The sequence below is a fragment of the Aeromonas sp. S41-2 genome, assembly GCF_027705845.1.
Taxonomy (GTDB): domain Bacteria; phylum Pseudomonadota; class Gammaproteobacteria; order Enterobacterales; family Aeromonadaceae; genus Aeromonas; species Aeromonas hydrophila.
Window position 1 is genome coordinate 287,146 of sequence record NZ_JAPDCG010000004.1, and the last position, 12,007, is coordinate 299,152.

The 12,007-nt window shown below is 65.9% G+C and carries 11 protein-coding genes; 7 read left to right on the forward strand and 4 right to left on the reverse strand.

Annotated features, from left to right (window positions below):
• Positions 1-10: 10 nt before the first annotated feature.
• Both OKC44_RS12040 and OKC44_RS12045 read left to right on the forward strand, forming a co-directional pair.
• Positions 11-1,249, forward strand: coding sequence for an HD-GYP domain-containing protein (locus tag OKC44_RS12040; protein ID WP_016349264.1), 1,239 nt, complete (start codon positions 11-13; stop codon positions 1,247-1,249).
• Positions 1,250-1,308: 59 nt separating this feature from the next.
• A complete protein-coding gene (locus OKC44_RS12045; protein WP_270813030.1) occupies positions 1,309-2,466 on the forward strand; it encodes a competence/damage-inducible protein A in 1,158 nt (385 codons plus the stop codon).
• Positions 2,467-2,501: 35 nt separating this feature from the next.
• Here OKC44_RS12045 and OKC44_RS12050 read toward each other — a convergent pair whose 3' ends face one another.
• From OKC44_RS12050 to OKC44_RS12060, 3 genes are read right to left on the reverse strand one after another with little or no spacing between them, the layout of a single operon-like run.
• Positions 2,502-3,596: an ABC transporter permease gene (locus OKC44_RS12050; RefSeq protein ID WP_270813032.1), complete on the reverse strand. Its 1,095-nt coding sequence runs from the start codon at positions 3,594-3,596 to the stop codon at positions 2,502-2,504.
• The gene (locus OKC44_RS12055) at positions 3,593-4,522 is read right to left on the reverse strand and encodes an ABC transporter ATP-binding protein (RefSeq protein WP_039212894.1); all 930 of its coding nucleotides are present in this window, start codon (positions 4,520-4,522) and stop codon (positions 3,593-3,595) included. The genes OKC44_RS12050 and OKC44_RS12055 overlap by 4 nt, the downstream gene beginning before the upstream one ends.
• Positions 4,515-5,489, reverse strand: a complete 975-nt coding sequence (locus OKC44_RS12060; RefSeq protein ID WP_106553485.1) for an HlyD family secretion protein — start codon at positions 5,487-5,489, stop codon at positions 4,515-4,517. The genes OKC44_RS12055 and OKC44_RS12060 overlap by 8 nt, the downstream gene beginning before the upstream one ends.
• A 285-nt stretch (positions 5,490-5,774) precedes the next feature.
• Here OKC44_RS12060 and OKC44_RS12065 point away from each other — a divergent pair, with 285 nt between their 5' ends.
• The 3 genes from OKC44_RS12065 to OKC44_RS12075 all read left to right on the forward strand — a co-directional run bounded on the left by OKC44_RS12065 (position 5,775) and on the right by OKC44_RS12075 (position 9,491).
• Positions 5,775-7,445 carry a DUF342 domain-containing protein gene (locus OKC44_RS12065; RefSeq protein ID WP_318841439.1) on the forward strand — a complete coding sequence of 557 codons (1,671 nt, stop codon included), beginning with the start codon at positions 5,775-5,777 and terminating at the stop codon, positions 7,443-7,445.
• A gap of 104 nt (positions 7,446-7,549) precedes the next feature.
• A complete protein-coding gene (yidA, locus tag OKC44_RS12070) occupies positions 7,550-8,359 on the forward strand; it encodes a sugar-phosphatase (protein WP_270813039.1) in 810 nt (269 codons plus the stop codon).
• A 361-nt stretch (positions 8,360-8,720) separates the two neighbouring features.
• A complete protein-coding gene (locus tag OKC44_RS12075; RefSeq protein ID WP_130633164.1) occupies positions 8,721-9,491 on the forward strand; it encodes a gamma-glutamyl-gamma-aminobutyrate hydrolase family protein in 771 nt (256 codons plus the stop codon).
• 7 nt (positions 9,492-9,498) lie between these two features.
• Here the strand turns inward: OKC44_RS12075 and OKC44_RS12080 are convergent, their stop codons facing one another.
• Positions 9,499-9,894 carry a hypothetical protein gene (locus OKC44_RS12080; RefSeq protein WP_161785140.1) on the reverse strand — a complete coding sequence of 132 codons (396 nt, stop codon included), beginning with the start codon at positions 9,892-9,894 and terminating at the stop codon, positions 9,499-9,501.
• 133 nt (positions 9,895-10,027) lie between these two features.
• On the opposite strand from OKC44_RS12080, the gene OKC44_RS12085 reads away from it, so the two are divergent.
• Both OKC44_RS12085 and OKC44_RS12090 read left to right on the forward strand, forming a co-directional pair.
• Positions 10,028-11,554, forward strand: a complete 1,527-nt coding sequence (locus tag OKC44_RS12085) for a mechanosensitive ion channel family protein (RefSeq protein WP_039212899.1) — start codon at positions 10,028-10,030, stop codon at positions 11,552-11,554.
• A gap of 41 nt (positions 11,555-11,595) precedes the next feature.
• The gene (locus OKC44_RS12090) at positions 11,596-11,997 is read left to right on the forward strand and encodes an STY0301 family protein (RefSeq protein WP_270813042.1); all 402 of its coding nucleotides are present in this window, start codon (positions 11,596-11,598) and stop codon (positions 11,995-11,997) included.
• The last annotated feature ends 10 nt before the right edge of the window (positions 11,998-12,007 follow it).

The following is a 12,007-nucleotide window of genomic DNA, read 5'->3' on the forward strand; positions in this document are numbered from 1 at the left end:
ATCCAAGACAATGACAGGTATCAAGATTTCAGTAGACCGGCTGCAAGTCGGCAATTACGTTTCTCTGCCACTTGGCTGGCGCGAACACCCCTTCCTGTTTTCCAGCTTCAAACTCAAGAATGAAGAGGAGATCGAGCTCATTCGCCGGCTCGGTCTCAAGCTCGTCACCATCATCCCCGACAAGAGCGATGCCCCGCCCAAGCCGCTGAACCAGATCCAGGCCCAGCCGGTAGAGGCGCCGGATACCTCCCAGCGTCAGGCCGAAATGCAGTTGGAGAAGGAGCGCCGCATCGAGCAGCTGCAGCAGTATCGCCGCGATCTGCAGCAGTGCGAGAAGCAGTTCCAGCAGTCGCTGGCCCAGGTGCGCAACGTGATGAGCAAGATCCAGTCCCGCCCCCTCAACGCCATCGGCGAGGCGCAGGAGCTGATCAACGCCATGACCGAGCAGCTGCTGTCGGTGGACGAGATGGTGCTGCACCTGGTCTCCGACAGCGAGGACGGCAACAACCTCTACTTCCACTCCCTCAACGTCAGCGTGCTCAGCATGCTGCTGGCCAAGGAGTGCAACATGTCGGCCGACGAGATCCGCCAGGTCGGCATGGGGGCTCTGTTCCACGACATCGGCAAGCTGAAGATCCCGAGCCAGATCCTGCGCAAGACCGAGCCACTCACCAAGCCGGAGCAGAACCTGATGGCCCAGCACCCGCGCTACGGGCTGGATCTGCTCAATCTGGCCAAGGATTTCCCGGCCGAGGCGAAGGGCATAGTGCTGCACCACCACGAATACCTGGACGGCAGCGGGCCGGAGGGGCTCAAGAAGGGGCAGCTCGACCCGCTCACCCAGATTGTGTCGCTGATCAACGAGTACGATAACCTCTGCCACATGCAGGCCAAGGTCCCCTACTCTGCCCTGAGCGGCCTCTACAAGCAGCGCAAGGCCCAGTTCAATCCCGAGTACCTCAGCATGCTGATCCGGCTGATGGGGATCTACCCGCCCGGCAGCGTGGTGCAGCTCTCCAACGGCCAGGTGGGGCTGGTGATGTCGGTCAACGCCTCCCGCCTGCTCTACCCTTCGGTGCTGGTGTACGATCCGCGCATCCCGCGCCAGGAGGCGGCCATCATCGACCTGCAGCAGGCCGAGCTCTCCATCGCCAAGGTGATCCATCCCAAGCGGCTGCCGCCGGCGGTGTTTGAGTACCTCAACCCGCGCACCCGCATCAGCTACTACTTCGAACACACCAAGCCCTGATCGACCCGGCCACTCGGTGGCCGTCCCCCAGTCCAGCCGTCAGCCCCGAGGAGCCCGCCATGCGCATCGAAATCATCAGCACCGGAGACGAAATAGTGACGGGCCTGGTGGTGGACACCAACGCCGCCTGGCTCAGCGCCCTGCTGCTGGAGCAGGGCTGGCAGGTGCGCCGCCGCGTCACCGTGGGGGACAACCTCAAGGACTTGAAGACCGTGCTGGCAGAGAGCGCCAGCCGCGCCGAGGTGGTGCTGGTGTGCGGCGGCCTGGGCCCCACCGCCGACGATCTCACCGCCCAGGCGGCGGCCGAGGCCTTCAGCCAGCCGCTCACCCTGTTTCCCGACTGGCTCGCCACCATCGAAGCGCGCTACGCCAGCCGCGGCAGGCCCATGCCCGCCAGCAACGCCAAGCAGGCCTGGCTGCCGCAGGGGTGCGAGATCCTCGACAATCCGGTCGGCACCGCCTGCGGCTTTGTGGTCACCCACACAGGCCACCAGGGCCCAAGCCGGCTCTTCTTCACCCCGGGCGTGCCGTTCGAATTCAAGCAGATGGTGCACGAGCAGATCATGCCGCGCCTCAAGGCGCTGGCCGGCGAGCAGACCGACACCGAACTGCGCCGTTTTTATACCTTCGGCGTCTCGGAGTCGGCCCTCAGCGACATGCTGGATGCCGCCCCCTGGCCCGCTGGCATCGAGCTCGGCTACCGCTCCTCCATGCCGCTCATCGAGCTGAAGCTTATCGGCCACGGCGCCAGCACGGCGGACATGGACGCCGCCGAGGCGCGGCTGCTTGCGGCCATCGAGCCCTGGCTGGTAGGACGGGGCGATGAGGAGCCGGCGCGGCAGATCCTGGATCTGCTGGGAGATAAACCGCTGACGCTGCTGGAGGGGGAGAGCCGGGGCACCCTGCTGGCCATGTGCCACCCGCATCCGGCCCTGACGGCCAGCTTCAGCCACGCCCTGGCCAGCGAGCTGGCGCAGCTGGCGGCGCCCGCAGCCCCCCTCAGCCTGACCATAGGCCGCGCAGGCCCGGACGGCGTGCCGTTGCTGCTCTGCGTCGACGGGCAACTGCACGGCCAGACCCTCAAGGTCAGCCACCCGGATCCCGACAGCGGCCGCCGGATCCTCGCCTTCGCCGCCCTCGACATGCTGCGCCGCCAGCTGCAGGGGCTGCCGGTGCTCGGTGACTACCGCACCCTGGCCCGCACCGCCAGCCGCTGACAACCAGCAGCCAGGTTCTCACCCCTCGCGGGGCATCAATCCAGACTCTTCTTGAAGCGATGGGCGGCCAGGGTTAACACCAGCAGGGTGAACCCCGCCAGCCATAGCACGTCGGGCAGCAGCTCGGCGAGCTCGCCACCGCGCAGCACTATGCCCCGGATCAGCCGCATGAAGTGGGTGGCCGGCAGCACCTCGGCAATCCACTGGGCCGGCAGCGGCATCCCCTCGTAGGGGAACATGAAGCCCGACAGCAGGATGGAGGGCAGCAGAATGAACACCGTCATCTGCATCGCCTGCAGCTGGGTCTGCGCCAGGGTGGAGATGAGCAGCCCCAGGGTCAGGCTGGCGGCGATAAACAACAGGGTCGCCAGCAGCACCTGGCTCAGGGCCCCGTTGATGGGCACGTCGAAGATGAAGTGGCCGAGCCCGAGGATGATGGCCACCTGGATCAGCCCCACCCCGATATAGGGCAGGATCTTGCCCAGCATCAGCTCCATCGAGCCAACCGGGGTGGTGATGAGCAGCTCCAGATTGCCGCGCTCCCGTTCACGCACGATGGCCGCCGAGGTGAACATGATCATGGTCATGGTGAGGATCACCCCGAGCAGGCCGGGCACTATGTTGACCGCCGAACGGCGCGCCGGGTTGAAGTAGAGCACGGTCTCGAAGGTAGAGGGGGCCGACTTGAGGTCGGGTTTCAGGTCGGAGAGCGGCATGTTGCGAAGGCCGAGCAGGGCCCCGGCGATCATGGTGTCCGAGCCATCCACCAGCCACTGCCCCGCCGTCTCGCCGGCGCTGAGCCGGCGGCTCAGATCGGCGGGCAGCACCAGCACGGCGCGCACCTCGCCCCGGGTCAGCGCCGCCTCGGCCTGCTGCACCCCGACGTATTGCTGCTTGATGTGCACCACCTGGCTCGCCTTCACCGCCTCCACCAGCAGCCGGCCCGGCACGCTCTGGCTCATCTCCACCAGCCCCACCGGGATCTGGCGCACGTCGGTGTTGATGGCGTAACCGAACAGCAGCAGCTGGATCAACGGGATCATCACCACCATGCCAAACGTGAGCCTGTCCCGTGCCAGCTGCCTGAGTTCTTTCTGGGTGATGGCCCAGAGCCGTCGCAGACTGTTCATGCCCTCGGCTCCTGACCGGTACAGCTGACGAACACATCCTCCAGACTGGGTCTGACCAGCGCCAGGCTGGCACCGGCCAACGCCGGGCAGGCCTGCTGCAACCAGGCCACCGGCTCCGCCAGCTCCTTGTCCACCAGCACCCGCAAGCGCTGGCCGAGCTGGGCGGCGGAGCGCACCGGCGCCAGCTGTACCAGCTGCTGTTTGAGCAGCCGCAGATCGGCGGCCAGCACCTCCACCACCCGGGTGCTCATGGCATCCATCAGCGCCTGCGGCGCCCCCTGGGCCCTTACCCGGCCCGCCTCCATGATGGCGAGCTGATGGCAGCGCTCCGCCTCGTCCATGTAGTGGGTGGTCACCAGTATGGTGGTGCCCCCTTCGCTCAGATCGAACAGCTTCTCCCAGAAATCACGCCGGTTCTGCGGATCCACCGCCGAGGTGGGTTCGTCCAGCAGCAGCAACGCCGGCCGGTGGATCACCGCCGCCGCCAGCGCCAGCCGCTGCTTCTGGCCGCCGCTCATGGCGCCGGCCCGCTGCCGGGCCAGCGGCGCCAGCTCATAGGTGGCCAGCAGCTCGTGCAGGCGGGCAGCCAGCGTCGCGCCCCCCATGCCGTGGATCCGGCCCATGAACTCCAGGTTCTCCCAGGCGGTCAGCTCGTCATAGAGGGAGAATTTCTGGGTCATGTAACCGATCCGCCGGCGCAGGGTCTCGGCCTCGCGAGGGATGTGCAGCCCCAGTACCTCCACCTCCCCCGCCGAGGGGGTGAGCAGGCCGGTCAGCATGCGCAGGGTGGTGGATTTGCCGCAGCCGTTGGGGCCGAGAAAGCCGTGGATCTGCCCCTTGGGCACGCAGAGATCCAGCCCGTCCACCGCCAGAAAATCGCCGAAACGGCGGCTCACCCCCAGCGCCCGGATCGCCAGCTCACTCATGGCCCTCTCCCCCCGCGGCGGGTTCGGCCTGTAGCGGCAGGCCGCTAGGCAGCTCCTGCGCCCCCTCCGGCAGATCGATCTCGGCCAGATAGACCAGCCGGGCCCTGTCCTGCTCGTTGAGGGCGTAGTAGGGGGTAAAGGCGGGCTCTTTCGAGATCCAGCGCAGCCGGCCGGTAAAGGGCTCCGCCACCCCGTCCACCTGCACCCGCACCGGCTGGCCGACCCGGTAACCGGCGAGGGAGGGCTCGGGCACATAGACCCGGGCGTAAGGCGCCTCGTCCGCCTGGATGGCGGCCAGCACGGCGCCGACCGCGACGCGCTCGCCGAGGTGATAGGGCAGGCTGTTGAGCCGGCCGCTGCGGGTGGCGACGATGGAGAGGTCCGCCAGCTCCCGCTCGGCCAGCGCCACCTCGGCGGTGGCGGCCAGCAGGGCGGCCTGCGCTTCGTCGATATCTTCGCGCCGCACCCCGCGTGCCAGCTTGTCGAGCTGCTGGCGGGCACCGTCCTGCTCGGCCAGGGCGCTGTCGCGCTGGGCGCGGGCCTTGTCGAGATCCGCCGGGCTCACCAGCTTGCGGCGTACCAGCCGGTCGATCCGCTCAAAGTTGCGCTCGCTCTCCCTGACGTTGGCCTGCGCCTTGTCGAGGCTGGCGCGGGCGGCAGCGATGTCTTCCGGCCGCTCGCCATTGGTCAGCCGGGCGAGGGCGGCCCGCGCCTGAGCCTGTTGGGCCCTGGCACGGGCCAGTACCGCCTGCTGACGCCGGTCATCGAGCCGGACCAGCAGGGTCCCCTCTTCCACCCGGCTGCCCTCCGCCACCGGCAGGGCGCGGATGATCTCGCCGGCGGTGGCGGTCAGCAGCACCCGGTCTCGTTCCAGGGTGCCGAGGGCCGTGGTGGATGCCTGTGGCTGACAGGCGCTAAGCAGGCCCGTCAGGGCCAGGGGCAGCAGACAATGACGCAAGGTCGACACTCCTCTCACGGTGGCGGATCCGCCCGGGGGCACTCCCTTCACCCGCCGGACGGCAGCCGGTAGCGGCTGGCAGACGGGCTCATGGTGCCGTCAGCATACTCCCTGTTACTTTTCATTTCCTCGTCCCAGTTCACCCATTTGTGCTTAGCTCATTGACCAAAAAGGAGAAATGTCTGGATACTGCAGACCAGCACCATGTTGATGATTCGCATTTTTAACAAAATGCCGATTAACTGAAAACAAGCAGCCGTTCCAATTGGGATGCGGACGAAGGAAGGGATCCGGGTGTTAAGCAAAGAGTGGTTACTGTTGTCAGCCGATATGGAATACGCCTGCCTGCGCATCGCGCCCGGGCTGACCAACCCCATCTCGGAGAGCGATATCCAGACGCTGCTGCTGGCCTCCAACTGCCGCCGCTATCAACCGTTGACGGAGGGGATCAAGCAGGCCATCAGCCTGCTCAACACCCTGCTGAGCAACCCGACCGCCCCCCTGCCCGGCAATCCGGTGCCCATCGCCCAGCGCCACGATGCCAGCGTCCTGCTGGTGGTGGAAAAGGACCGGATGAGCGCCACCGCCCAGATCACCGCCGACTGGGGCGGCAAATACCTCACCAGCGAACAGCTGGAGCAGGCGATCCAGAGCAGCGAGATCAGTCAGGGGGTGCAGGCACCGCTCATCGCTGCCGCCGTGCTGGCCGCCAAGGAGGCGACGCCAGGCACCCTGCTCAGGTTGCCGGTGGCGCAGGGCAAGGCCGCCGTCAACGGTCAGGACACCCGTTTCGAACGACTGGTGGAGACCCCGGCTGAGCGCATTCTCAAGCCTCAGGAGCTGGATCACGGCCGGGTCGACATGCGCGACCTCGGCACCATTCTCACCGTCAAGGCCGGCGCCCAGCTGATGCGCCGCCACCCCGCTACCCAGGGGGTGCCGGGTTTCACCGTCACCGGCCAGGAGCTGCCCGCCAAACATGGCAAGGACAGCCCCATGGTGGCCGGCGAGGGCACCTTCCTCTCACCGGATGACCCCGATCTGCTGCTGGCCAGCCGCCCCGGCCTGCCGCGCCAGGAGAAGAACGGCATGAAGGTGGACGACGTGCTGAGCGTCAAGCAGGTGGATATCCGCCACGGCCACGTCATCTTCGAAGGGGCGCTGATCGTGGCGGGCGACGTCACCCCGGGCATGAAGATAAAGACCAGCGGCGACGTGGTGATCGGCGGCTTCGTCGAGGGGGGCTACATCGAATCGAGCGGCACCATCACGGTGCGCAACGGCATCATAGGGCGCAAGAGCGAACAGAGTGACGAGTTCCTCTGTCACCTCAACGCCCAGGGCGAGATCCACGCCAGCTACGCCCAGTACGCCAAGCTGGAGGCCGGCGGCGACATCCACATCCTGACCCAGCTCAGCCACTGCTACAGCCGCAGCGGCCAGGATCTCAAGGTGGGTGACAGCGGCATGCGCAAGGGCCACCTGCTGGGGGGCATCAGCATCGCCAACCGCCTCATCATGGCGCCGATCCTGGGAGCCTCGGCCCACAACCAGACCCGCCTGCAGATCCTCGGCGGCTACTTCACCCACAAGGAGCAGGAGCAGGCGCTGCGCCAGCGCAAGCAGGAGTGCCGGGAGCAGCTGGACAAGCTGCAGGAGCTGCTGCTCAAGCTGCTGCAACTGCCGAGCGACAAGCGCAATCCCCAGACCCTGCAGAAGATCAAGCTGATCCGGACCCAGCGCCTCGAGGAGAGCAAGCTGCTGGATGAACAGCTGGAAGCGGCCCAGGAGGAGCTGCAGAAGCTGATGGCGGAGATGGACATCATCGCCACCCAGCACGCCTTCCCCGGGGTTGAGGTGGAGATGGCCCACCACCACTACCGGGTCGACATCGAGCACGGCCCCATCCACTTCGCCATCCGTGAAGATCAGCTGCAGCTGACCCCCTACGAACCCCACAAGTGACGCAAGAGTGACCCGTCAGTCGTGATCCGGACGGCGAATTTCGCTACACTCGGCCTCCCATTGGCCCCATAGTGCGGGCCAGCCAGACCGCAGGATAGTGAGAGATGTACAAGCTGATCGCATTGGATATGGATGGCACCCTGTTGAACTCCCAGGGCCAGATTTCCCCCCGCACCCACGCGGCCATTGCCGCCGCCCGTGCCAAGGGCGTCACCGTCGTGCTGGCCTCGGGCCGGCCGCTGGAGGGGATGAGCCGCTATCTGGTGGAACTCGGCCTCACCGGTCAGGATGACTACGTCATCTGCTACAACGGTGCCCTGGTGCAGCAGGTGGCCGATCAGCGCATCATCCGCAGCCAGCTGCTCACCGGCAGCGATGCCAGCGCCCTCGCCGCCCTGGCCGACGAACTGGGCGTCAACGTGCACGGTTTCTCGGTGAGCCGGGGGCTCATCAGCCCCAGGGTCAGCCCCTACACCGAGCACGAATCCCGCCTCATCGACATGCCCATCAAGCTGCTGGACTTCGCCACCCTGCCCGCCGACGAGCAGATCCTCAAGGTGATGATGATCGATCCCGAGCCGCTGCTCTCCCCCGCCATCGCCAAGCTGCCGGCCGAGCTCTACCAGCGCTATACCGTGGTGCGCAGCGCCCCCTACTTCCTCGAGTTCATGAACAAGCAGAGCAACAAGGGGACCGGCGTCGCCGCCCTGGCCGAGCACCTGGGGCTGGATGCCTCCCAGGTCATCGCGGTGGGGGATGCGGGCAACGATCACCACATGATCGAGTACGCCGGGCTGGGGGTGGCTATGGGCAATGCCACCGACGATATCAAGGCGCTGGCCCAGCACACCACGGGGCGCAACGATGAAGACGGGGTCGCCCAGGTGATCGAGCGTTTCATCCTGAACGCCTGACGCGACCAGGGGCCTGCGGGCCCCTTCTGCTATCCGGCCGCCAACGCGGCATGTTTAATATATCCACCACAACAACGCCCTTCTCTCTCCCCGCTATCGCTACAGCCCCCTTTTAATGGGACTCAAGCCAGTCGAGCGCAGAAGATATTTAACATCTTGGCATCATTTCGTTTGACATATTGAACGGCCTTGGCAGACTGGGATCAGGATCCAGGCTGTCGTTGCCCAGGCTGACCGACGATTCTGGCTGTGCAACGCACCTCCGATCCCACGACCATGCCTTGAGGCATGCCCTTGCCCCGCTGACGACGGCAAGGGCCTGCCCAAGGCGCAGGACAGCTAAGGACAGCCAAGGTGAATCATGACTCGCAGCCCCCACACCCCGCGTAAACCCGTCGTACTGATGACCACGGGCGCCCAGCCCCGCAATGGCCACGCCTATCAGGTGATGACCCACAAATACATCAAGCCGCTGGTAGAGATCAGCGGTTGCGTGCCGCTGCTGGTGCCCACCTGCTGCGGCACCGAGGATCTGGCGCAATATCTGGATCTGGCGGATGGCGTCTATCTGAGCGGCGCCGGCTCCAACATAGATCCCGCCCTCTACGGCCAGGAGAACCTCACCCCGGAGAAGCAGCAAGACAGGGACAGGGATCTGTTCGATATCCCGCTGGTGCGCGCCGCCCTCGACCGCGGCCTGCCGATCCTCGGGATCTGCCGCGGCATGCAGGAGATCAACGTGGCGCTGGGGGGAGACATCCACCAGAAGGTCTACAGCGAGCCGGGGTATGACGATCATCGGGAAGACGCTGACGATCCGGTGGACGATCAATATGGCGAGAGCCATCAGGTCGAACTGGTGCCGGGCAGCTGGCTGGCGGAGCTGATGGGACAGCCGTCGATCCCGGTCAACTCGCTGCACGGCCAGGGGATCAAGACGCTGGCCAAGGGGCTGGAGCCGCTGGCCCATGCCGAAGACGGGCTGATCGAGGCGATCCACGCCCCCACGCTCTCCCCCTTCCTGCTGGCGGTGCAGTGGCACCCGGAGTGGAAGGCGAGCGAGAACCCTCACTCCATCAAGATCTTCGAGGCCTTTGGCGACGCCTGCCGGGCCCGTCTGAGCGGCGTCTGACAGCCGGCTAGTCGCCGAACCCGCGCGCCTTGAGCTTGGGCAGCGCACCGCGATCCGGGCGCAGGGTTCGGCATACCTCCAGCCCCTTCAGCCCGCGCTGGATGTGATCCGGCGTGTGGCCAAACACCATGCCGTTGCTGCGATAGAGGGCGTTGTCGTCCAGCTCGAACAGCTCGCCGCCGATCAACAGCTGCTCGCGGCCGTTGACCGTCTTGCCGCGCTTGAGCGGCAGCATCATGTCGCTCAGCACCTCGCCGGTGGCGCAGCCCTCGCGCCAGCGCGCCTCGTCAGCGAAGGGGGTGATGGCGATCTCGCGCCAGGAGCCATCGCGAAACTCGACCCGATACTTGTCGGCCAGCTGATCACAGCCCGTCAGCAACCAGGCCCCGGCAATCCAGACCATCTTGTTCAGCGTGCGCACTCGTACCACTCCCTCGTCAGACCGGCGCCCAGCATAAATAAATTGCCCCCGCCCCGCACCCATTTAGCGGGTTGAAACCAACTATGCTGGAAATAACCAATGATAAGGGGCTGCTATGTTTAGCGATAACCTCGTTGCGCTACCTACCCTGCTGTGGATTGGCGAACACCCGTTCTGGACCCTGTTGACCCTGTTCTTGCTCTTCACCCATTTCCTGCGCAGCCCCGGCCGTCGGCGGGAGCTGGTGAGCGAGCTCGGTTTCGTGATGATAAGCCTGGTGGTGATCCTGCTGATCCAGTTCGAAGGGGGCTGGTTTCGTCTGCCGCTGCCCCACCACTGGCTGGTGGAGATCTCCAGCCTGCTGGCCGGGCTGGTGCTGGTGAAGATCTGGGGGATCCTGCTGTTCCAGTTTCTGCTGCCCCTGTGCCAGATCCGCATCCCGCGCATCATCGCCGACATCGTCATCACGGTCGGCTACATCGGCTGGTGCCTGTTCCGCCTCTACGCCTCCGGCATGGCCCTCGGCGAGATCGTCACCACCTCCGCCGTCATCACCGCCGTCATCGCCTTCTCCATGCAGGACACCCTGGGCAACCTGCTGGCCGGCGTATCCATTCAGCTCGACAACTCCATCGCCATCGGTGACTGGCTGCAGGTGGAAACCACCCAGGGCCGGGTGGTGGAGATCAACTGGCGCGCCACCACCATCGAGACCCGCAACTGGGAAACCGTGGTGATCCCCAACAGCCACCTGCTCAAGCAGCGCTTCACCGTGCTCGGACGGCGGCAGAACGCCCCCCTGCAGTGGCGCCGCTGGGTCTGGTTCGACATCACCCTGGATACCCTGCCGACCCAGATCATCGCCCTGGTGGAACAGTCCCTGCGGGAGACCCGCATCCGCCACGTCTCCGCCAGCCCGCAGCCGGACTGCCTGCTGATGAACGTGGAAAACGGCATTGCCCGCTACGCGGTGCGCTACTGGCTCACCGATCTGGCGGTGGACGATCCCACCGACTCGGCGGTGCGCACCCTGATTGATGCCGCCCTGCGCCGCAACGACCGGCGCCTCACCCCCCCCATCTTCAACGTCTTCATGACCACGGATCAGGATCACAAGGATCAGCGCCACAAGCGGCATACCGCCGAGCGCACCGACACCCTGCGCCGCCTGCCGCTGTTCGCCATGCTGCAGGAGGAGGAGCTGCTGCGACTGGCGGATCAGGTCAAGTTCGCTCCCTTCGTCAACGGCGATCGGATGCTGAGCCAGGGGGAGGTCTCCGGCTGGCTGTTCGTGCTGGTGAAGGGGGATGCCCAGATGCTGGTGGAGGTGGAAGGGCGCGAGCTGCCGCTCGGCACCCTCAATGCCGGCGACTTCTTCGGCGAGCTGAGCCTGCTCACCGGCGAGCCTAGCCCGTTCACGGTGCGGGCCCTGGGGACCGTCGAAACCTATCGCATCAATCAGGCCATGTTCCAGGAGCTGGTGGCCCAGCGTGGCTCCCTGCTCGAGCCGCTCTACAAGGTGCTGAGCGCCCGTCAGCAAGAGCAGCAGGAGCTGCTGGCGCGGGAGGCGGAAGCCATGAAGCAGATCACCCCGCCACGGGATCTGCTGGACAAACTGATGGCGCTGTTTGGCGGTCGATGACGTAGCATGGCGGCTCAGGCTTTCTACCAGAGATGCATTTCATGCTGTTGACCGCACTGGCCCTGAGCGCCACCCTGCAATTTGACTGCCCCGCCACCATTGAAACCCGCCAGCAGCTGCTGGGGGCCAGCCCGGGGTGGCAGGCCGTCACCCGCAACGATCAAGGGGAACAACACCAGCCCCTCAGCCACCGGCTGGACAACCTGGCCCTGTTCGACGGCGACCCCGATGAGCGAGCCCAGCTCAAGCCGAACAACGGCGACAGCGACGCGCTGCACTACTGGAGTTTGGATCGCCGCAACCCTCGCCCCTTCTATCTGGTCTGCCACTATCGGGAGACCGCCATCACCCTGCAGCAGGCGCTGCCCGCCGGCATCAGCTACTGCCGGGTCAACCAGCCCGAGCCTTACGATCTACGCGGATTGATCTGCCGCAACGAGTGACCACTCCGGC

What these genes read in the sequence shown, in the direction of transcription:
- OKC44_RS12040 (WP_016349264.1), top strand. Translation starts at nt 11, where the DNA reads ATGACAGGTATCAAGATTTCAGTAGACCGGCTGCAAGTCGGCAATTAC.
- OKC44_RS12045 (WP_270813030.1), top strand. Translation starts at nt 1,309, where the DNA reads ATGCGCATCGAAATCATCAGCACCGGAGACGAAATAGTGACGGGCCTG.
- OKC44_RS12050 (WP_270813032.1), bottom strand. Translation starts at nt 3,596, where the DNA reads ATGAACAGTCTGCGACGGCTCTGGGCCATCACCCAGAAAGAACTCAGG.
- OKC44_RS12055 (WP_039212894.1), bottom strand. Translation starts at nt 4,522, where the DNA reads ATGAGTGAGCTGGCGATCCGGGCGCTGGGGGTGAGCCGCCGTTTCGGC.
- yidA (WP_270813039.1), top strand. Translation starts at nt 7,550, where the DNA reads ATGTACAAGCTGATCGCATTGGATATGGATGGCACCCTGTTGAACTCC.
- OKC44_RS12075 (WP_130633164.1), top strand. Translation starts at nt 8,721, where the DNA reads ATGACTCGCAGCCCCCACACCCCGCGTAAACCCGTCGTACTGATGACC.
- OKC44_RS12080 (WP_161785140.1), bottom strand. Translation starts at nt 9,894, where the DNA reads ATGGTCTGGATTGCCGGGGCCTGGTTGCTGACGGGCTGTGATCAGCTG.
- OKC44_RS12085 (WP_039212899.1), top strand. Translation starts at nt 10,028, where the DNA reads ATGTTTAGCGATAACCTCGTTGCGCTACCTACCCTGCTGTGGATTGGC.
- OKC44_RS12090 (WP_270813042.1), top strand. Translation starts at nt 11,596, where the DNA reads ATGCTGTTGACCGCACTGGCCCTGAGCGCCACCCTGCAATTTGACTGC.